18 protein-coding genes and 1 tRNA gene are annotated in these 19,989 nt (G+C 69.6%); 12 read left to right on the top strand and 7 right to left on the bottom strand.

Features of this window, described 5'->3' with window-relative positions; all coding sequences use genetic code 11:
- Window positions 1-13: 13 nt before the first annotated feature.
- Window positions 14-832: a hypothetical protein gene (locus AC1HIL_RS31900; RefSeq protein ID WP_479670855.1), complete on the top strand. Its 819-nt coding sequence runs from the start codon at window positions 14-16 to the stop codon at window positions 830-832.
- Here the strand turns inward: AC1HIL_RS31900 and AC1HIL_RS31895 are convergent.
- The 3 genes from AC1HIL_RS31895 to AC1HIL_RS31885 all read right to left on the bottom strand — a co-directional run bounded on the left by AC1HIL_RS31895 (window position 813) and on the right by AC1HIL_RS31885 (window position 4,314).
- Window positions 813-1,946 (bottom strand): acyltransferase family protein, encoded by a 1,134-nt coding sequence (locus AC1HIL_RS31895; RefSeq protein WP_479670854.1) that lies wholly within the window; start codon window positions 1,944-1,946, stop codon window positions 813-815. The genes AC1HIL_RS31900 and AC1HIL_RS31895 overlap by 20 nt on opposite strands.
- A gap of 217 nt (window positions 1,947-2,163) precedes the next feature.
- Window positions 2,164-3,297 (bottom strand): CaiB/BaiF CoA transferase family protein, encoded by a 1,134-nt coding sequence (locus tag AC1HIL_RS31890; RefSeq protein ID WP_479670853.1) that lies wholly within the window; start codon window positions 3,295-3,297, stop codon window positions 2,164-2,166.
- A gap of 12 nt (window positions 3,298-3,309) precedes the next feature.
- Window positions 3,310-4,314: a YhdH/YhfP family quinone oxidoreductase gene (locus AC1HIL_RS31885; RefSeq protein WP_479670852.1), complete on the bottom strand. Its 1,005-nt coding sequence runs from the start codon at window positions 4,312-4,314 to the stop codon at window positions 3,310-3,312.
- 121 nt (window positions 4,315-4,435) lie between these two features.
- Between AC1HIL_RS31885 and AC1HIL_RS31880 the strand changes: the two genes are divergently transcribed.
- A complete protein-coding gene (locus AC1HIL_RS31880) occupies window positions 4,436-5,668 on the top strand; it encodes an acyl-CoA dehydrogenase family protein (protein WP_479670851.1) in 1,233 nt (410 codons plus the stop codon).
- A 4-nt stretch (window positions 5,669-5,672) separates the two neighbouring features.
- Here the strand turns inward: AC1HIL_RS31880 and AC1HIL_RS31875 are convergent, their stop codons facing one another.
- Window positions 5,673-6,830 carry a CaiB/BaiF CoA transferase family protein gene (locus tag AC1HIL_RS31875; RefSeq protein ID WP_479672455.1) on the bottom strand — a complete coding sequence of 386 codons (1,158 nt, stop codon included), beginning with the start codon at window positions 6,828-6,830 and terminating at the stop codon, window positions 5,673-5,675.
- 235 nt (window positions 6,831-7,065) lie between these two features.
- Here AC1HIL_RS31875 and AC1HIL_RS31870 point away from each other — a divergent pair, with 235 nt between their 5' ends.
- From AC1HIL_RS31870 to AC1HIL_RS31855, 4 genes are read left to right on the top strand one after another with little or no spacing between them, the layout of a single operon-like run.
- Entirely contained in the window at window positions 7,066-7,875 is an 810-nt protein-coding gene (locus AC1HIL_RS31870) for an IclR family transcriptional regulator (RefSeq protein WP_057590846.1), read from the top strand.
- 24 nt (window positions 7,876-7,899) lie between these two features.
- Window positions 7,900-9,060: an acyl-CoA dehydrogenase family protein gene (locus AC1HIL_RS31865; RefSeq protein WP_261211477.1), complete on the top strand. Its 1,161-nt coding sequence runs from the start codon at window positions 7,900-7,902 to the stop codon at window positions 9,058-9,060.
- A gap of 50 nt (window positions 9,061-9,110) precedes the next feature.
- Window positions 9,111-10,091, top strand: coding sequence for a Bug family tripartite tricarboxylate transporter substrate binding protein (locus AC1HIL_RS31860; RefSeq protein ID WP_057590848.1), 981 nt, complete (start codon window positions 9,111-9,113; stop codon window positions 10,089-10,091).
- On the top strand, window positions 10,088-11,200 hold the full coding sequence (locus tag AC1HIL_RS31855) for an NAD(P)H-dependent flavin oxidoreductase (RefSeq protein WP_479670850.1): 1,113 nt from the start codon (window positions 10,088-10,090) through the stop codon (window positions 11,198-11,200). The genes AC1HIL_RS31860 and AC1HIL_RS31855 overlap by 4 nt, the downstream gene beginning before the upstream one ends.
- Before the next feature lie 81 nt (window positions 11,201-11,281).
- Here AC1HIL_RS31855 and AC1HIL_RS31850 read toward each other — a convergent pair.
- Window positions 11,282-11,356, bottom strand: a tRNA-Arg gene (locus tag AC1HIL_RS31850).
- Window positions 11,357-11,414: 58 nt separating this feature from the next.
- Window positions 11,415-11,654, bottom strand: a complete 240-nt coding sequence (locus AC1HIL_RS31845) for a hypothetical protein (protein WP_172705324.1) — start codon at window positions 11,652-11,654, stop codon at window positions 11,415-11,417.
- Window positions 11,655-11,930: 276 nt separating this feature from the next.
- Between AC1HIL_RS31845 and AC1HIL_RS31840 the strand changes: the two genes are divergently transcribed.
- The 4 genes from AC1HIL_RS31840 (at window position 11,931) to AC1HIL_RS31825 (ending at window position 16,018) form a co-directional block, all read left to right on the top strand.
- On the top strand, window positions 11,931-12,959 hold the full coding sequence (locus AC1HIL_RS31840; RefSeq protein ID WP_479670849.1) for a Bug family tripartite tricarboxylate transporter substrate binding protein: 1,029 nt from the start codon (window positions 11,931-11,933) through the stop codon (window positions 12,957-12,959).
- 129 nt (window positions 12,960-13,088) lie between these two features.
- Window positions 13,089-13,613 (top strand): tripartite tricarboxylate transporter TctB family protein, encoded by a 525-nt coding sequence (locus AC1HIL_RS31835; RefSeq protein WP_057590850.1) that lies wholly within the window; start codon window positions 13,089-13,091, stop codon window positions 13,611-13,613.
- A gap of 22 nt (window positions 13,614-13,635) precedes the next feature.
- Window positions 13,636-15,165, top strand: coding sequence for a tripartite tricarboxylate transporter permease (locus AC1HIL_RS31830; protein ID WP_057590851.1), 1,530 nt, complete (start codon window positions 13,636-13,638; stop codon window positions 15,163-15,165).
- Window positions 15,166-15,181: 16 nt separating this feature from the next.
- Window positions 15,182-16,018 carry a cytidylate kinase family protein gene (locus AC1HIL_RS31825; RefSeq protein ID WP_057590852.1) on the top strand — a complete coding sequence of 279 codons (837 nt, stop codon included), beginning with the start codon at window positions 15,182-15,184 and terminating at the stop codon, window positions 16,016-16,018.
- Window positions 16,019-16,024: 6 nt separating this feature from the next.
- Here AC1HIL_RS31825 and AC1HIL_RS31820 read toward each other — a convergent pair whose 3' ends face one another.
- Entirely contained in the window at window positions 16,025-16,633 is a 609-nt protein-coding gene (locus tag AC1HIL_RS31820; protein WP_057590853.1) for a Crp/Fnr family transcriptional regulator, read from the bottom strand.
- Window positions 16,634-16,789: 156 nt separating this feature from the next.
- Between AC1HIL_RS31820 and oxc the strand changes: the two genes are divergently transcribed.
- Together oxc and frc are read left to right on the top strand one after the other, a co-directional pair.
- Window positions 16,790-18,628 carry an oxalyl-CoA decarboxylase gene (oxc, locus tag AC1HIL_RS31815; RefSeq protein WP_057590854.1) on the top strand — a complete coding sequence of 613 codons (1,839 nt, stop codon included), beginning with the start codon at window positions 16,790-16,792 and terminating at the stop codon, window positions 18,626-18,628.
- Between the two features lie 25 nt (window positions 18,629-18,653).
- Window positions 18,654-19,907 (top strand): formyl-CoA transferase, encoded by a 1,254-nt coding sequence (gene frc, locus AC1HIL_RS31810; protein WP_057590855.1) that lies wholly within the window; start codon window positions 18,654-18,656, stop codon window positions 19,905-19,907.
- The last annotated feature ends 82 nt before the right edge of the window (window positions 19,908-19,989 follow it).

Raw genomic sequence — 19,989 nt, 5'->3', positions numbered from 1 at the left:
GGGAGAGAACGCGATGAAGACGAAATTTCTGTGGGCCGCGGTGGCATTGGCGAGCCTGGCCGCGTGCGGTGGCGGAGGAGGCGGTGGCGGCGTCGCGCTGCCGTTCACCGCCACGCCGCTTCCCGGGCAGCAGCCCAATCCGGAACCGAACCCCGAGCCCAATCCTCCCGAGCCGAACCCGGAACCCAATCCCGCGAACAGCTCGGCCGCCTGCTTCAACGAGGCCGACCTGCGCGAAGGCACGAAGCTGGTGGTGGAGCAGACCATCACTTCCGGCGACCAGACCCAGAAGCAGCGCGTGACCCGCCTGACCCGCGGCCGCGAGGTTTTCCGCGATGCGAGCGCGGTGGAGCAGTTGCGCACCGTCTTCAACTATTTCAACAGCAGCGAGGCGCAGGACCGGCTGTACCTGGACTTCGTCGACGGCAACATCGTGCGCTACGGCACCCGCAACGGCGGCACGGGCACGAGCGCCTATGCCTACAACGATCCGACGATCCGCACGCCCGTGATGACGCCGGGCCAGACCATCGACGAGAACTACGTGGTCTGGAGCGTGGAGGGCGAGATCCGCAACGAACAGCGGGTCTCCGGCACGCGGACCTACGTCGGGCGCGAGAGCCTCGAGACGGCCGTGGGGACTTTCCAGACGTGCAAGTTCTCGGCCACCGTGCGCTTCCGGCAGATCGACGGCTCGGAGCTCACGCAGGTCCAGGAGAACTGGATCGCGGCCGAAGGCCCCTATCGCGGCCAGGACCTCAAGCTCGCGGTGCGTACCGGCGACGTCCTCGCGACCTTCGCGCCGACGCAGATCACCTACGAGCCCAGGTGAGCGGGGACCGCGGCGCGCCGCCCAGGTGCCGGCCGAGCGCCGCCGTCGGCAGCTCCACCGTGCGATGGATCGCCCAGGCGAGCCCGATCGCCAGCGCGAGCGCGAGCAGCGTCGCGGCGGCCGACCCTGCGCCGTGGGCCATCAGCCAGCGGATCGCAACGTAGCCCACCAGCGAATGCAGGACGTAGAGCGGATAGGAGATGTCGGCGAAGAAGTCCAGCAGGCGTCGGGGCCGGAAGCGGTCCCTGAGCAGATAGGCTGCCGCGAAGATCAGGAGCGCGTAGCTGTAGTTCGAGACCGCGCTCGCATGCTGCTCGAAGCGCGGGGTCTTCTTCCAGGTCTCCAGGAACACGTACATCACCACGATGGCCGACACCACCAGCGCGCGCGCCGGGATCCGGCGCACGAACGCGAAGTGGAACAGCGTGCCGATCAGCATGAACGGCAGGAACATGAGGTCCGCGCTCATGCCCGCGACGAAGAGCTGCCAATGCCCGATCGGCACCACGTTCCAACCCTTGGGCACGCTGCGCAGCGCGATGTACAGCACCACCGCGAAGGCGGCGATGGTCCAGGTCGGCCAGCGCCGCAGCAGTGGCCACAGCAGCATCGCCACCAGGTAGAACTTGAGCTCGACGGCGAGCGTCCAGTTGACGAGGTCGGTCGTCAGGTGTCCGGTCTGGCCCTGCACCAGCAGCAGGTTCGCGAGCAGCTGGGCCGGATCCACGTGGAAGGCGAGCCCCCAGTGGAGGCTGGAGAGCCACACCGCGAGCAGCGAGACGGCACTGGCCGCCCAGTAGGTCGGGAAGATGCGCAGCAGCCGCGCGATCACGAAGCGCGCGCGGCCGAGCTTGTGCAGCGAGAACGGGATCACGAAGCCGCTGACGAGGAAGAACAGGGCCACGCCCAGCGGCCCGAGGCTCAGCGTGGGAATCGAGAGCCATCGCTGCGATGCGGGCATGGGGCCCGTGGCTGGTGGCGCGAAGATGTACTGCGCGACCAGGTCGCGCTCGGTCCAGTAGGCCAGCGCATAGTGGCTGGCGATCACCAGCAGGACGGCCAGGCCGCGCAACTGGTTGGCGAAGGCGATCTTTCCCTGCGCGGGCGTCGTCATTGGATGGCTCGGGCCCCGGCGCGCTTCGCATGCCGGCCGGGTGCCTTCGCGAGACCTTGTCGTTTCGTGGGGTCGGCGCGATTCTAGTGTCGGGTCCTGTCGCTTCGCGGGCACAAGCGTCGCATGGGATGGAGATGCCTCATGCCCGATGCATGCGCGCGCAGGTTCGTGGACGACCGCGCCGGCCTCGTTCCGACCCGAGCGGGGCCGCCCGCGCTCAGCGCCGGTCGAGCGCCGACAGGCGCGGATCCGCGGGATCGAGCCCCCAGTCGCGCAAGGCCTCGTCGCCACCGCCGCGCGCCTCGGCCGGCGCACGGCCGGCGACGCTCGCGGTGCGCGAGAAGCGCGGCGCCGGCGCGGGCTGGCGCGCGCCATCGATGTGCACGAAGCTCTCGCGCGCCACGTGGTGCGCATGGCCCGGCACTTCGCCGAGCGACAGAACGGGCGTCACGCAAGCCTCGGTGCCGTCGAAGACCGCGCACCACGCATCGCGCGTGCGCGTGGCGAAGAGCGCGGCGAACCGGCGCCGCGTCTCGGGCCAGGCCGCGCGGTCGTGCTGCGGCGGCAGCGCATCGGGCGCCAGGCCCAGTCCCGCGAGCAGCGCGGCATAGAACGCGGGTTCGATGGCACCGACCGCCAGGTGCCGGCCGTCGCTGGTCTCGTACACGCCGTAGAAGGGGGCGCCTCCGTCGAGCAGGTTGGCCTCGCGGCGGTCCAGCCATTCGCCCGTGGCCACGCGACCCAGGATCGGCGCCATCAGCAGCAGCGACCCGTCGACCATCGCCGCGTCGACGACCTGCCCCTGGCCGCTGGTGCGCGCCTCCAGCACGGCCGCCATCACGCCGAGCGCCAGCAGCATCGCACCGCCGCCGAAGTCGCCGACGAGGTTGAGCGGCGGCACCGGCCTGTCGGCCGTGCCGGTGGCATGCAGCGCACCCGTGAGGCCGATGTAGTTGATGTCGTGGCCCACGGCCCGCGCGAGCGGCCCGTGCTGGCCCCAGCCCGTCATGCGCCCGTAAACCAGCGCGGGCGATGCCGCCAGGCAGGCCTCGGGCCCGAGGCCCAACCGTTCCATCACGCCGGGGCGGTGGCCTTCGAGCAGCACGTGCGCGTTGCGCGCCAGCGCGAGCACGGCATCGCGCGCGGCCGGGTCCTTGAGGTCGGCCGTCACGCCGCGCCGGCCGCGCAACACCGTCTCGTGCCGCGCGTCGCGCGCGATGCCCATGCCGGCCGGCGCGGGCCGTGCGATGCGCAGCACGTCGGCGCCCATGTCCGCGAGCATCATCGCGGCCCAGGGCACCGGGCCGATGGCGTCGAACTCCAGCACGCGAAGGCCGTGCAGCGGTCCCATGGCCGAAGTCCTTCAGCGCGAGAAATCGACGAGCACGCGGCCCGAGCTCGCGCCATCGAGCTGCCGTGCGCTGTGCGCCATCAACGCGCCCAGCGGGATGTGCCGCACATGCGGCAGCACGGCCGCCATGTCGGGTTTCCATTCGGCCGCGAGCTTCGCCCACAGGCGCCGCCGCTGCTCCACGGGCGCATTCGCCACGATGCCGAACAGTTGCGCGCGCCGCATGATGAAGGGCAGCACGCTGCCCTCGTAGCTGTTGCCGGCCGCGTTGCCCACCGATGCCACGGCGCCGCCGTCTGCCAGCGAGCGCAGCAGCCACGACAGCATCGGCCCGCCGACGTTGTCGATGGCGGCCGCGAAGCGCGGCTTCTCCAGCGGGCGCTGCGGCGCATCGAGCACGGCGGCGTCGATCACCTCGTGCGCGCCGATGGCGCGCAGCCGCTCCTCCTGCGCCATGCGGCGCGTGATGGCCGCCACGCGATAGCCGGCGCGCGCGAAGAGGGCCGTGCCCAGCAGGCCGACCGCGCCGCCCGCGCCGCTCATCGCCACGCTGCCCGCGTCGGGGGCGATGCCGAGTTCGATGAAGCGCTCCAGCGCCATCGCGGCCGTGAAGCCGGGCACGCCGATGACCGCGGCCTCGTGCGGCGTGAGTCCCTGCGGCACGGCCTGCACGTGCGCGGCGGGCACGCGCACGCAGGCGGAGAAGCCGCCGTCGAACGCGATGCCGGTCTGGAAGCCGTGCACGAGCACGGCCTGGCCGGGCTCGAAGGCCGCCACCGATGACGCGAGCACCTCGCCGACCAGCTCGATGCCCGCCACGCGCGGGTACGACGCGATGATCTTCGCGCGGCCGTGCAGCGAGAGGCAGTCCTTGTAGTTCACGCCCGCGTAGCGGGTGCGAACCACGACCTCGCCGGCCGACAGATCGTCGAGCCGCAGGGTCTCCAGCCGGCTCCGGACCTGGCCCTCGGCGGTCTGGTGCGTGCGAAGGGCTTCGAATGTCTGGGGTATGGGCATGGGGCCATCTGACCAGCCGCGGACCGCATCCGCAAGCCGGTGTTTCGCCTGTCGAAACACGACTCGACCGCGCGCGCCGCGCGGCGCCACCATGCAGGCCCCCCGACCGGAGACGCACCCGATGACGACAGGCACACATGCCGCCCGACTGTTTGGCGATCACTTTCTCGAACGCCTGCAACCCGACGAGCAGGCCACGGTCCGACGCGTGCGCGACCTGTGCCGCGACACGCTCGGGCCGCGGGCCGACGCCGTCTCGCGCGAGGACCTGTTCGCCTGGGACACCTTCCGCACGCTCGCGCGCGAAGGCGTGATCGCCACCGCGTTCCCGCGCGAGTACGGCGGCACCGATGCGCGCCAGGCCCTGCGCATCCGCCTCATCGAGGAGCTGGGCCGCGTGTGCAGCACCTCGGCCTCGATGATCACGGGCACCGACCTGTCGAGCCGCGCCATCGTCGCGGGCGCGAGCGAGGCGCTGCGCCGCGAGATCGTGCCGCGGCTGTGCACCGGCGAGCTGCAGGCGGCCTTCGCGCTGACCGAGCCCGGCGCGGGCTCCGACGTGCGCGGCCTCGCGACCACGATCCGACGCGAGGGCGGGCGCTACCTCGTCACGGGCCGCAAGAAGTTCATCACGCGCGCGAGCACGGCCGACTGGTTCGCGGTGGTGGGCCGCGCCGAGGACGATCCCTCGGTGTTCATCGCGGTGCTGATGCCGCGCGACGCCGAGGGCTTCCGCATCGGCACGGAGGCCGGCAAGCTGGGCTGGTTCGGCGTGCCGATCTCCTCGCTCGAATTCGACGCGGTCGAGGTGCCCGCCTCGCACCGCCTGGGCGCGGAGGGCGATGGCTTCTCGCTCGCGCAGGACGCGCTGCTGCGCGCGCGCATCGGGCATGCCGCGATGGCGCTGGGCCGCGCCATCGGCGCGGTCGAGATCGCGAGCCGCTATGCGAGCGAACGCACCGTGTTCGGCAGGCGCGAGGGCGAGCACCAGGGCGTGCAGTGGATGCTGGCCGACATGGTCACGCAGATCGAGGCCAGCCGCGCGCTGCTCGCGCTCACGGCCTACAAGTACGACACGGGCGCGAGCGACGTGTCGATCTTCGCGTCCATGGCCAAGCTGCAGGCCACCGACCTGTGCATGAAGGTCGTGACCGATGCGCTGCAGCTCACGGGCGGGCGCGGCTACCTGCGCGACTTTCCGCTCGAGCGCTTTTTCCGCGATGCCAAGCTCAACCAGATCGGGGAGGGCGCGAGCGAGGTGCACAAGACCGTCATCGGCCGCGATGTGATGCGCCGCGCGCCGCTGGCCGAGCGCAACCCCTGCCTGCGCGACGGGCCGCTCACCGACTACTGAAGGCTCAGATCACCTTCTGCGCACGCAGCGCGGCCAGCGCCGCGGCGTCGAGGCCGAACTCGCCATAGACCTCGGCGTTGTGCTCGCCGGTGTCGGGCCCGGTGCGCGGGATCGGCAGTTCGCGGCCCGGCACGCGCGGCACCACGCAAGGCGCGGGCAGGCTGCCGTAGTCGGGGTCGGGCAGCCGGATGATCGCCTCGCGCGCGCGGTAGTGCGGGTCCTGCTCGATGTCGGCGATGGTGAAGATCTTGCTGAAGGGAATGCCGGCCTCCTCGAGCCGGCGTTCGACGGTGTCGTAGTCGTGCGCGGCGAACCACTGGCCGAGCCCTTCGTCGAGCGCCACGAGGTTCAGCACGCGCGCGGGGTTGGTGGCGAAGCGCGGGTCGCCCGCCCACTCGGGCTTTCCGACGGCCGCGCACAGACGCTGGAAGATCGGGTCCGACGACGCGACCACCGAGAAGTAGATGCCGTCGCGGCTGCGGTACATGTTCGAGGGCGCGGTGTAGCTCGCGCAGTTGCCCGCGGGCATGCGGACCGTGCCGAGCTGCTCGTGCTCCACGGGCAGCGGGTCGAGCAGGCGGAACAGCGCCTCGGTGGCGGCCAGGTCCACTTCGCAGCCGAGCGCCTGCGGGTCGCCGCGCAGGCGCGCCATTTCCGAGGCGATCGAGAACGCGCAGAACAGCCCCGCCACCGCATCGCCGACCGGGAAGTTGCTGTGCAGCGGCGAGCCGCCGGCTTCGCCCGTGAGGTTGGTGAAGCCGCTCATGGCCTCGAAGATGCGCGCGAAGCCCGGCCGCGACTTGTAGGGGCCGGTCTGGCCGAAGCCCGTGAGCCGCACCACCACGAGCCGCGGGTTGGCGCGATGCAGCGTGGCCAGGTCCAGCCCCCAGCGGTCGAGCGTGCCGGTGCGGAAGTTCTCCACCAGCACGTCGAACTGCGTCACAAGCCGGAGCAGCAGCGCGCGGCCGGCGGGCTGGCGCACGTCGAGCGTGATGCCGCGCTTGCCGCGGTTGGCGATCTTCCACCACAGCGCCTTGCCGTCCTTCACGGGCTGCAGGCCGCGCAGCGCGTCGCCGCCGCCGGGCAGCTCGAGCTTCACCACCTCGGCACCCTGGTCGGCGCACAGCGTGGCGCCCAGCGGCGCGGCCAGCACGGTGGCCATGTCGAGGATGCGCACGCCGGAAAGGGCGCCGCGCGCGGGTCGTCGTTGGGTGTCGTCGGGGGAATGCAAACGTGGCTCCAAGGCCGGGGCGAAGGGCTCCGGGTTCGCGCCGGTTTTGCCAGACGCCACGCGGGCCAACAATCGCTGTTTCGCACAGCGAAACACCCTCCGCGTTTCATTGACGCCCCATTTCGAACGGCCAATCATGCCCACACCAACGCGCACCACTTCACGCATGACAAGCATCGCGCTCCCGGGTCTCGTCGACCCGCACGACCTCACCGCCGACCGCCAGTTCTCGATGAACCTGGCGCGCGGCATGGAAGTGCTGCGCGTGTTCACCAGCGCCGACCCGGTGCTCGGCAACCGCGAGATCTCGGACCGCAGCGGCCTGCCCAAGCCCACGGTCTCGCGCATCACCTACACGCTCACCCTGCTGGGCTACCTGAGCCGCGACGGCGCCACGCAGAAATACAAACTCGGGCCCGGCGTGCTGTCGCTGGGCTACCCGCTGCTGGCCAGCATGCAGGTGCGCCAGGTCGCGCGTCCCATCATGGAAAGGCTGGCGCGCGAGACGGGCTGCTCGGTGAACCTGGGCATGCGCGACCGTTCGGACGTGGTCTACGTCGACACCATCCGCACCGACAACACCAACACCCACATGCCCGACATCGGCAGCACGCGCCCGCTGCTGGCCGCCGCGATCGGCCGTGCGCTGATGCTGGCCTGCACCGCGCCGGAACGCTCGGCCATCCTCAACCGGCTGCGGCTGCAGGACTCGGCCCTGTTCCAGCAATTGCGCCCCGCGTGGGAAGCCGACCAGAAGCTCTTTGCCGCGCGCGGCTTCTGCCACTCGCGCGGCGACTGGAAGAAGGACATCCATGCCGTCGCCGTGCCCGTGCGCGTGCCGCCGCGCGAAACGCCGCTGGCGATGAACTGCACGCTCGCCACCTACCGCTCGCCCGGCGAGCGCATGGAGCGCAAGGTCGCGCCGCTGCTGCTCGACGCCGTGCGCCAGCTCGAAACCGCGCAGGGCCTGCGCTGAACCAGAAACCGGAACCTCGAACCCATGATCCGCAGCCCCGACAAGTTCAATGCCCTGCTCGCCGAAGTCCGCGACTTCATCCGCAACGAATGCATGCCCATCGAGGCCCAGGTCGATCGCGACGACCTCATCCCCGAGCCCGTGGTCGAGCGCATGCGCGCGCTGGGCCTGTTCGGCCACAGCATTCCCGAGCAGTACGGCGGCGCGGGTCTCACGAGCGAGGAGCTGTCGCTGGTGAACATGGAGGTCTCGCAGGCCGCCACCACCTTCCGCGCGCGCTTCGGCGGCAACACGGGCATCGCGTCCGAGTCGCTGGTGGTCGACGGCACGCCCGAGCAGAAGCAGCGCTGGCTGCCCGAGCTGGCCAGCGGCCGCCTCACGGGCTGCTTCGCGCTCACCGAGCCCGAGGCCGGCTCCGACGCCACCGCGCAGCGGACCGTGGCGGTGCGCGACGGCGAGCACTACCGCATCACGGGCCGCAAGTGCTTCATCACCAATGCGCCCATCGCCGGCCTGTTCACCGTGTTCGCGCGCACCGATCCGCAGGCCAGGGGCGCGGCCGGCATCACGGCCTTCCTGGTCGAGCGCGACACGCCCGGCCTCTCGGCGCCCGCGGGCTATCGCAAGATGGGACAGCACGGCTCGCCGGTCGGCGAGGTGATCCTAGAGGGCTGCCGCGTGCACGAGTCGGCCATCGTCGGCGGCGTGCCGGGCCTGGGCTTCAAGACGGCGATGAAGGCGCTGAACAAGCAGCGCATCAACCTCGCGGGGCTGTGCATCGGGCCGGCCATCCGGCTGGTCGACGAGATGGTGGCGCGCGCTGCCTCGCGCCGGCAGTTCGGCCAGCCCATCGGCGAGTTCCAGCTGGTGCAGCAGATGATCGCCGAGAGCAACACCGAAGTGCATGCCGCGCGCGCGCTGCTGCTGGAGACGGCGCGCAAGCGCGACGACGGCGCCGACGTGACCATGGAGGCCTCGATGTGCAAGCTGTTCGCCTCCGAGATGTGCGGCCGCGTGGCCGACCGCGCGGTGCAGGTCTTCGGCGGCGGCGGCTACATCAACGACAACGTGGCCGAGCGCTTCTACCGCGACGTGCGGCTGTTCCGCCTCTACGAAGGCACGAGCCAGATCCACCTCACCAACATCGCGCGCCGCACCATGGCACGAGCCGGGCACCAGACCTGACAAGGTGTGAGCCGGCGGCGCGCGCCAGCCATCATCAACGGAGACAACCCATGACCCTCAAAGGCACCCTGCTGGCCGCGCTCCTCGCCGTCCAGTCGCTGGCAATGACCGCACCCGCGTTCGCGCAGGGCGACTACCCGAGCAAGCCGATCCGCATCATCGTGCCGTTCACCGCCGGGGGCGTGGTCGATTCGATCGCGCGGCTGGTGGGCGAACGGCTGTCGTCCAAGTACGGCCAGCCCGTCATCGTCGAGAACAGGACCGGTGCCGGCGGCTCGATCGGCACCGACTACGTGGCCAAGGCCGCGCCCGACGGCTACACGCTGCTGTGCGTGAGCCCCGGCCATGCGGTCACGCCGAGCCTGATCAAGGGCGTGGCGTGGAATCCCGTGCGCGACTTCCGCGCCATCGAGGGCTTCGGCGTGATCCCCAACGTGTTCGTGGTGCCGGCCGAGGTGCCCGCGAAGACCATGGCGGAACTGGTCGCGATGGCGAAGAAGGCCAATCCGCCGCTGACCTATGCGACGGCCGGCGTGGGCACGTCCAATCACCTGTCGGGCGAACTGCTGGCGCAGAGCGCGGAGCTCAAGCTCACGCACGTGCCCTATCGCGGCCAGCCCGATGCGCTCGGCGATCTGCTCGCGGGCCGCGTGACGATGATGCCGCTCACCGTGGCGCTGGCCGTGCCGCACATCAAGACCGGCAAGCTGCGGCCGCTGGCCGTGACCACGAGCAAGCGTTCCGCCGCCTTGCCCGACACGCCCACGGTGGCGGAGTCCACGGGGCTGAAGGGCTACGACGTGGGCACGTGGTTCGGCTTCGTCGCGCCGGTGAAGACACCCGATGCCATCGTCGCCAGGCTGTCCGCCGACGTGGCCGAGATCCTGGCCGATCCCGCGATGAAGCCCAAGCTCGACCTGCTCGGCCTCGAGGTGGCGCCGCAGGGCCCGAAGCAGTTCGATGCCTTCATCGCGAGCGAGTACGACAAGTGGAGCAAGGTCATCAAGACGGCGGGCATCGAAGCGCAATGAGCGCCGCGAGCCCATCGCCCCTGCGGCCGCCGCTGTGCGAGCGGCTGGGCATCCGCCATCCGATCTTCGGCTTCTCGCACTCGGTGGAGGTGTGCGTGGCCATCGCGCGGGCGGGCGGCTTCCCGGTGCTGGGACTCGCGCGCGAGCTGCCGCACGAGATCCCGCACATCCTGGCCGAGGCGAGCGAGCGCATGGCGGGCCTGCCCTGGGGCATCGACCTGATGCTGCCCTCGCAGGTGCCCGACGAGGCCGCGAGCATCGAGAGCGTGCGCGCGCAGTTGCCCGAGCGGCACCTGGCTTTCGTCGACGGTCTGCGCGACCGCTTCCGGGTGAAGCCGCCACGGCGGCCCAGCTTCTTCACGAGCCAGGTGCGCACCCGGGCGCTGTTCGACGCGCAGATCGAGGCCGTGCTCGACTCCGACGCGCGCGGCGTGGCCACGGCCATCGGCCTGCGCGCCGACCTCATCGAACGCGCGAAGGCGCGCGGCAAGCTCACCTTCTCGCTGGTCGGCTCGGTGCGGCATGCGCGCAAGGCGCTCGACATGGGCGTGGAGGTGCTGGTGGCGCAGGGCTACGACGCGGGCGGCCACACGGGCACGGTCGGCACGCTCTCGCTGCTGCCGCAGGTCATCGCCGAAGCCGGCGAGGTGCCGGTGCTGGCGGCCGGCGGCATCGCCACCGGCGCGCAGGTGCTGGGCGTGCTGGGCATGGGCGCGCAGGGCGCGTGGCTCGGCACCTTGTGGATGGGCGCGAAGGAGAACCACACGCCGCCCGCGCTGCTGCGGCGGCTCATCGCCAGCGGCAGCGAGGACACCCTGATCACGCGGGCCCACAGCGGCAAGCCCTGCCGCGTGGTGCGCAGCGACTGGATCGATGCCTGGAACGAGCCCGGCGCACCCGCGCCGCTGGGCATGCCGCAGCAGCAGGCGCTCACGGGCGACGTGTTCGCCTCGATGCACGAGTTCGACGACGCGCGGCTGATCTACGAGGCGGCCGGCCAGAGCGTGTTCGGCATCGAGCGGGAGACCACGGTGGCCGAGCAGATGGATGCGCTGGTTGACGGCATGCGGGGGGCGTGGGAGCGCATGCGGGGCTGGGACGCCCGATAGGGGCCGGCAGCGCGCGGGGCGGGCTGTTTTGTCCCACGTTTGTCCCGGTCGAAAAAAAGCCGTTGAAGATCAACGGCTTGGTGGTGCCTTCGACAGGAATCGAACCTGTATCTGAGTCTTAGGAGGACCCCGTTCTATCCATTGAACTACGAAGACGCTGGGCGGCTGGACTTTACCAGTTCGGCCGCTCCTTCCCGTGACGGCGGGACTTGGTTCAGCGCAGGCCCACGCGCGAGGCATGCCAGCGCAACGCGGCGGCGCGGGCCGGGTCGGTGGCTTCGATGCGGTCGGCGCGGCGTTGCAGGGCGCGCATCTGCTCGACCTCGGCGATCACCTTGTTCGGGCTCAGCAGGGTGCCCAGCAGCATGTCGGCCTCGTAGGCCAGCCTCCTGAGCACGACCGTGGCGCGACGCAGCAGCTTCGCGGGGACGGACGATCGGTCGAGGCTGGGCATGGCGGGAAGCTCCTGGGAAGAGAGGCACGGTGGACGGGGGTGTCGATTTTATAGGGTTAACCCGAGGCCTCCCGCGGAGGTCGGGCCCGGCCCTCGCGGCGCGCCTCGTGCCGGTGCCGCGACCGCTCGCGGGGTGGGCTTACCCCGATACGGAATCTTCAAAAAATTGACCGCGATCAAGCCGGCGCGTTTCGCGCACGCGCACCATCGGCGCTGTTCGGATCCGGCTCAGACTCACTACAAAAGAGAGCGCACCTCTACAGCAGGAGACAACAGATGAAGCATTTCATTGCGCGCTTCGGCGCGTGTCGCGCACGAGTCCTGGCCACCGTCGCCGCCGCCGCGGTCATGGCCATCGCCACCCCCGCACAGGCCTGGGAACCGGCCAAGCCCGTCGAGTTCGTGATCCCCGCCGGCACCGGCGGCGGCGCCGACCAGATGGGCCGGCTGCTGCAGGGCATCGTCATCAAGTACAAGCTGATGAAGGAGCCGCTGATCGTCGTCAACAAGTCGGGCGGCGCGGGCGCCGAAGGCTTTCTCTCGGTGAAGGAGGCCAAGGGCGATCCGCACAAGATCATCATCTCGCTGTCGAACCTCTTCACCACGCCGATGGCCACGGGCGTGCCCTTCAACTGGAAGGACATGACGCCGGTGGCGATGCTGGCGCTCGACCAGTTCGTGCTGTGGACCAACGCCGAGCAGCCCTACAAGACGGCCGGCGAGTACATCGCCGCGGTGAAGGCGGCGGGCCCGAACAAGTTCAAGATGGCCGGCACCGGCTCGAAGCAGGAAGACCAGATCATCACGGTCGCGCTCGAGAAGGCCACGGGCACCAAGTTCATCTACGTGCCCTTCAAGGGCGGCGGCGAAGTCGCGGTGCAGCTGGTGGGCGGCCACGTGAACTCCACCGTGAACAACCCGATCGAGGCGGTGGCCCAATGGCGCGCGGGCAAGCTGCGCCCGCTGTGCGTGTTCGACGACGAGCGCATGCCCTTCAAGGCCAAGGTCACCGACACGCAGTCGTGGAACGACGTGCCCACCTGCAAGGAGGCGGGCGTGCCGGCCAAGTACACGATGCTGCGCGGCATCTTCATGGCGCCGGGCGTCAAGCCCGAGCAGCAGGCCTTCTACAAGGACCTGCTGACCAAGGTGATCGCCACGCCCGAGTGGAAGGAATACATGGAGAAGGGCGCCTTCAACCCGACCTTCATGACCGGCCCCGACTTCGAGAAGTGGCTCGCCAGCGCGGAGATCACGCACAAGACGCTGATGACCGAGGCCGGCTTCCTGGCCGCCAGCAAGTAGGCCAGCGGGCAGCGGCGGCCGGGCGCGCCGCCGCGATGCCTCGTTCGACGTGAGCATGCGCCCGCGCGGGCGCGTGCCGTCGCGCCCGGTTCTTTCTCTCTGTCCAGACAACAACACGATGGGGGCTCCATGGAGCACGACGACAACGTATCCGACCCGGCCGCGCGCACGGGCGTGGCCACGAACAAGGTCGAGGCGGTGGTGGCACTGCTGCTGCTGGTGGCCGGCCTGGTGGTGGTCTTCGAAAGCCGCCGGCTCGGCGCGGGCTGGACCAGCGACGGTCCGGGCGCCGGCTATTTCCCGTTCTTCATCGGCCTGATCATCACGATCTCGGGCATCGGCATCCTCTACCAGTCGCTGCTGGGCAAGAACCGCAACACCGAGGTCTTCGTCGACCGCGAGCAGCTCAAGCGCGTGCTCTCGGTGCTGCTGCCGGCCCTGGTCTACGTGCTGGGCATCGCGCTGCTCGGGCTGTACGTGGCCTCGGCGGTCTACATCGCGCTGTTCATGGTGATCCTGGGCAAGTACTCCTGGGTCAAGGCCGCGCTCGCGGCGCTGGCCGTGAACACGCTGTTCTTCTTCATGTTCGAGGTCTGGTTCAAGGTGCCGCTGTTCAAGGGCGCGCTGGATCCGCTCTCGTTCCTCGGCTACTGACACCTCACGGAGCACAAGCGAAATGGAAGAAATCGGTGCCCTGATGCAGGGCTTCTCGGTGATCCTGACACCGACCAACATCGGCCTGATGTTCGTCGGGATCATCCTGGGCGTGCTGATCGGCGTGCTGCCCGGACTGGGCGGCGCCAACGGCGTCGCGATCCTGCTGCCGCTCACGTTCACGATGTCGCCGACCTCGGCGATCATCATGCTGTCGTGCATCTACTGGGGGGCGCTGTTCGGCGGCGCCATCACCTCGGTGCTGTTCAACATCCCGGGCGAGCCCTGGTCGGTGGCCACCACCTTCGACGGCTATCCGATGGCGCAGCAGGGCCGCGCGGGCGCCGCGCTCACCACGGCCTTCACCTCGTCGTTCGTGGGCGCCTTCCTCGCGGTGGTGATGATCACCTTCCTCGCGCCGCTGGTCGCCAAGTTCGCGCTGAAGTTCGGCTCGCCCGAGTTCTTCGCGGTCTACCTGCTGACCTTCTGCAGCTTCGTGGGCATGGGCAAGGGCTCGCCGTTCAAGATCCTGGCCTCGATGGCGCTGGGCTTCGCGCTCGCCAGCGTGGGCATGGACACGGTCACGGGCCAGCTGCGCCTGACCTTCGGCCAGCCCGAGCTGATGCGCGGCTTCGACTTCCTGATCGCGGTGATCGGCCTGTTCGGCATCGGCGAGATCCTGCTGTCGATGGAAGAAGGCCTGAAGTTCTCGGGCAAGAGCGCGAAGATCGATCCGAAGGTGGTGCTGCAGACCTGGAAGCAGCTGCCGCAGTACTGGATGACCTCCCTGCGCAGCTCGCTGATCGGCATCTGGATGGGCATCACGCCGGGCGGCGCCACGCCGGCCTCGTTCATGGCCTACGGCCTGGCCAAGAAGATGTCCAAGCGCGGCTCGAAGTTCGGCACCGGCGAGGCCGAGGGCGTGGTCGCGCCCGAGACCGCGGCGCACGCGGCTGGCACCAGCGCGCTGCTGCCGATGCTGGCGCTCGGCATCCCGGGCTCGCCGACCGCGGCGGTGCTGCTGGGCGGCCTGCTGATCTGGGGCCTGCAGCCCGGGCCGCTGCTGTTCGTCGAGCAGAAGGACTTCGTCTGGGGCCTGATCGCCAGCATGTACCTGGGCAACATCGTCGGCCTGATCGTGGTGCTGAGCACGGTGCCGCTGTTCGCCTCGATCCTGCGCATCCCGTTCTCGATCATCGCGCCGGTGATCATCGTGATCTGCGCGATCGGTGCCTACACCGTGCACAACGCGATGCTCGACATCTGGTTCATGCTGGGTTTCGGCGTCATCGGCTACCTGTTCAAGAAGCTCGACTTCCCGCTCGCGCCGCTGGTGCTGGCGCTGGTGCTCGGCGACAAGGCCGAGGACTCGTTCCGCCAGGCCATGCTGGTGTCGCAGGGCGACGTGATGATCATGTTCTCGAACCCGCTGGTCGGCGGCATCACCACCCTGGCGCTCACGCTGCTGTTCTGGCCGCTGATCGCCAAGCTGCTGGCGCTCTTCAAGCCGAAGAAGCCCGACGAGTTCGCCGTCGAGCGGCCGGTCGATTGAGCACGGAGGCCACGCCATGCCCGTCATCGCACTGACCCAGGAAATGGGCTCGCTCGCCAAGGACGTGTCGGTTCAGCTCGCCGAGGAGATGGGGCTCGAACTGATGCGCCACGAGGTCATCGAGCGCGTCGCCGACCGCATGCAGGTCTCGACCAGCCTGATCGGCCGCCTGCGCGGCGGCAAGGCCGGTTTCGTCGAGCGGCTCACCGCCGACCGGCGCAGCCTCGCGCTCTACACGGCCGAGGAACTGTTCGCGCTGGCCGACCGCGGCAACGTGGTGCTGCGCGGCTGGGGCGCCACCTGCCTGCTGCGGCCGGTGCCGCACGTGGTGTGCGTGCGCATCACGCGCTCGCTCAAGAAGCGCATCGACTGGCTGATGACGCACCTGGAGACCGATGACGCCGAGTTCGCCGAGGCCGAGATCCGGCGCAGCGACGAGGCGCATGCCGCGCGCATGCATGCGCAGTTCGGCGTGAGCTGGGGCGACCCGGTGCTCTACGACCTGGTGTTGAACACCGACCGCCTCACGGTCGACAGCTGCGTGGCGCAGATCCGCGCGCTGGCGGCGCGGCCCGAGTTCGCCGAGACCGCGCGTTCGCGCGCGCTGCTGGCCAACATGGCGCTGGCGGCACGCGTGAAGGCGGCGCTCAAGGACGGCGCGGCCACGGCCGACATTCGCGTCACGGTGGAGGCCGACCATGGCCGCGTGAGCCTGCGCGGCATCGTGCTCGACGCGGACGAGCGCGCGCAGACCGAGGCCGTGACGGCCGCGGTGGAGGGCGTGGGCGCGGTGGACAACCAGCTGCGGCTGATGGCGACGACCCGGCGCTTCGCGTCGGCGAAGCAGACCTGAGCGGCCTCAGATCTTCCCGCGCTTGCGCAGCCGGCTCAGGGTTTCCGCGGAGAGGTTGAGGTAGGACGCGAGCTCCTTGCTCGGGATGCGGTCCACGAGCTCGGGGTGCTTGCGCAGGAAGCGGTGCACCCGGCCCGGCGCGTCCAGCAGGTGCAGCGTGATGGTGTGCGCCATGATCTCGCTCATGCCGCGCATCACGAGGAACTCGAACAGTTCCTTGGTCTGGGGATGGTGCGCCAGGAAGGTGGTCCATTCCTTCAGCGGCAGGCTCGCCACGCGGGCCTTGGTGACGCAGACGATGCCGTAGGGCGTGGGCGTGCCCAGGCGCATGGCCGCGTAGCTGGTCTCCATGTCGTTCTCGTCGGCGAAGCGCAGGATCATCTCCTTGCCCTCCGGGTTGCTCACCACCCGCTTGAGGATGCCGTCGAGGATGAAGTACTGCTCCATCTCCCGCACCCCCTGGTGCAGCAGGAAATCGCCCTTGTTGCCGTCGACGATCACCAGGTGAGCCTCAAGCTCGGCGCGCTCGCCCTCGTTCAGGTCCTTGAGCAGGATGTTCTGCCGGAGCTGGGCGCGAATGATGTTCTTCTCCGGGTGGTTTTCCAACAACGTCATGGTCACCGTCTTGCTCGATTTCGTCGCCTGCGGCGCCGCTTCATCGGGGGTCGGCGCCGTTTTCGGGAAAGTTGACCGAGGTCAACGGCCGAAAGGATGGCCCGAATCATAGTCGCGGCTCGGGCCTCGGCCATTCACCCCAGCAGAAGGAGAGACATGTCTTCAGTTAGCACAGCCAAAGAGGCGGCCACGACGCTCGACGAGGCGATCAAGCCCAAGAGCCGGCCAGCCAACGGCGCCGCCGACGACCAGCAACTCGTCGCGCGCGCCCTCCAGCAGATGACGCAGGAAGCGCCGGAAGCGGAAACCACCGATGGTTTCCACCTGGTGATCGACGCGCTGAAGCTGAACGACATCGACACCATCTTCGCGCTGCCGGGCATTCCGATCACCGACCTGACCCGCATGGCGCAGGCCGAGGGCATGCGCGTGATCTCGTTCCGCCACGAGCAGCACGCCGGCAATGCCGCGGCCGCCGCCGGCTTCCTCACGCAGAAGCCCGGCATCTGCCTCACGGTGTCGGCGCCCGGCTTCCTCAACGGCCTGACCGCGCTGGCCAACGCCACCACCAACTGCTTCCCGATGATCCTGATCAGCGGCTCCAGCGAGCGCGAGATCGTCGACTTGCAGCAGGGCGACTACGAGGAGATGGACCAGCTGGCGATCGCCAAGCCGCTGTGCAAGGCCGCGTTCCGCGTGCTGCACGCCGAGGACATCGGCGTGGGCATCGCGCGCGCCATCCGCTCGGCCGTCTCGGGCCGCCCCGGCGGCGTGTACCTCGACCTGCCGGCCAAGCTGTTCGCGCAGACGATGGACGCCATCAAGGGCAGGAACTCGCTGATCAAGGTCATCGACCCCGCGCCGCGCCAGATCCCGGCCGCCGATGCCGTGCAGCGCGCGCTCGACCTGCTCAAGGGCGCGAAGCGGCCGCTGATCCTGCTGGGCAAGGGCGCCGCCTACGCCCAGGCCGATGCCGACATCCGCGCGCTGGTCGAGAAGACCGGCATCCCCTACCTGCCGATGTCGATGGCCAAGGGCCTGTTGCCCGACACGCATGCGCAGTCGGCCGCCGCCGCGCGCTCCTACGTGCTGCAGGAAGCCGACGTGGTGCTGCTGGTGGGCGCGCGCCTGAACTGGCTGCTCTCGCACGGCAAGGGCAAGACCTGGGGCCAGGACAAGGGCGCCAAGCAGTTCATCCAGATCGACATCGCGCCGACCGAAATCGACAGCAACGTGGCGATCGCCGCGCCGGTGATCGGCGACATCGGCTCCTGCGTGGCCGCGCTGCTCGCGGGCATCGACGCCAAGTGGGCCAAGCCGCCGACCGAGTGGACCGGCGCCATCGCCGAGCGCAAGGACAAGAACCTGTCGAAGATGGCCGCCACGCTCGCCGCGCGTCCCTCGCCGATGAACTTCCAGAGCGCGCTCAGCGTGATCCGCGACCAGGTCAAGGCCCGGCCCGATGCGATCGTCGTCAACGAAGGCGCCAACACGCTGGACTTCGCGCGCAGCATCGTCGACATGTACGAGCCGCGCAAGCGCCTCGACGTGGGCACCTGGGGGATCATGGGCATCGGCATGGGGTTCGCCGTGGCCGCGGCCGTGGTCACGGGCAAGCCGGTGATCGCGATCGAGGGCGACAGCGCCTTCGGCTTCAGCGGCATGGAGGTCGAGACCATCTGCCGCTACAACCTGCCGATCTGCGTGATCGTGTTCAACAACAACGGCGTCTACCGCGGCACCGACGTGAACCCCAGCGGCACGCCCGACGTGGCGCCCACCGTGTTCGTGAAGAACGCGCGCTACGACAAGCTGATGGAAGCCTTCGGCGGCGTGGGCGTGCACGCGACCACCGCCGACGAGCTGCAGAAGGCCCTGACCGAGGCCGTCGCCACCGGCCGCCCGACCCTGATCAATGCCGTCATCGACGAGACCGCGGGCACCGAGAGCGGCCGCATCACCAGTCTCAACCCGGCCACGGCCAAGAAGAAGTGATTTCTTTCATTCCAGGAGATTCGACATGAGCAACAAACCTCTCAACGGCATCAAGATCATCGACTTCACGCACGTGCAGGCCGGCCCGGCCTGCACCCAGCTGCTGGCCTGGTTCGGCGCCGACGTGATCAAGGTCGAGCGCCCCGGCGCCGGCGACGTCACGCGCTCGCAGCTGCGCGACATCCCCGACGTGGACGCGCTGTACTTCACCATGCTCAACAGCAACAAGCGCTCGCTGACGCTGGACACCAAGCAGCCCGAGGGCAAGGTGGTGCTCGAGAAGCTGATCAAGGAATCGGACGTGCTGGTCGAGAACTTCGGCCCCGGTGCGCTCGACCGCATGGGCTTCAGCTGGGAACGCATCCAGGAACTGAACCCGAAGATGATCGTCGCCTCGGTCAAGGGCTTCAGCGACGGCCACCACTACGACGACCTGAAGGTCTACGAGAACGTCGCGCAGTGCGCGGGCGGCGCCGCCTCCACCACCGGCTTCTGGGACGGCCCGCCGACCGTGAGCGCCGCGGCGCTGGGCGACAGCAACACCGGCATGCACCTGGCGATCGGCATCCTCACGGCCATCATCGGCCGCGAGCAGACCGGCAAGGGCCAGCGCGTGGCCTGCTCGATGCAGGACGCCGTGCTCAACCTGTGCCGCGTGAAGATGCGCGACCAGCAGCGCCTGGATCGCCTGGGCTACCTCGAGGAATACCCGCAGTACCCGCACGGCACCTTCAGCGACGTGGTGCCGCGCGGCGGCAATGCCGGCGGCGGCGGCCAGCCGGGCTGGGTGCTCAAGTGCAAGGGCTGGGAGACCGACCCGAACGCCTACATCTACTTCACCGTGCAGGGCCATGCCTGGGCGCCGATCTGCGACGCCATCGGCAAGCCCGAGTGGAAGACCGATCCCGACTACATGACCGCCAAGGCGCGCCAGCCGCACATCACCGACATCTTCGCGACCATCGAGGGCTGGCTGGCCGACAAGACCAAGTTCGAGGCGGTCGACATCCTGCGCAAGTTCGACATCCCGTGCGCGCCGGTGCTGACGATGAAGGAACTGCTCAACGACGAATCGCTGCGCAAGAGTGGCTCGATCGTGGAAGTGCCGCACAAGGAGCGCGGCACCTACTTCACCGTGGGCAGCCCGATCAAGTTCTCGGACCTCAAGCCCGAGATCACCGGTTCGCCGCTGCTGGGCGAACACACCGACGACGTGCTGGCCGAGCTCGGCTACAGCCAACAGCAGATCGCCGCGCTGCACGAAGCGAAGGCAGTCTGAGCCAGGCGTTCCCCCGGGGCTTTTCCAGTCCACGAAGCGCCGGGGGGCGCGGTATTTCGGATGCGTCGAGGCGGGAGGCCAG

The organism is Variovorax sp. ISS6, from assembly GCF_056523145.1.
The sequence above is the reverse complement of the archived record's forward strand: the minus strand, read 5'-3'. Positions and strand labels throughout refer to the sequence as shown.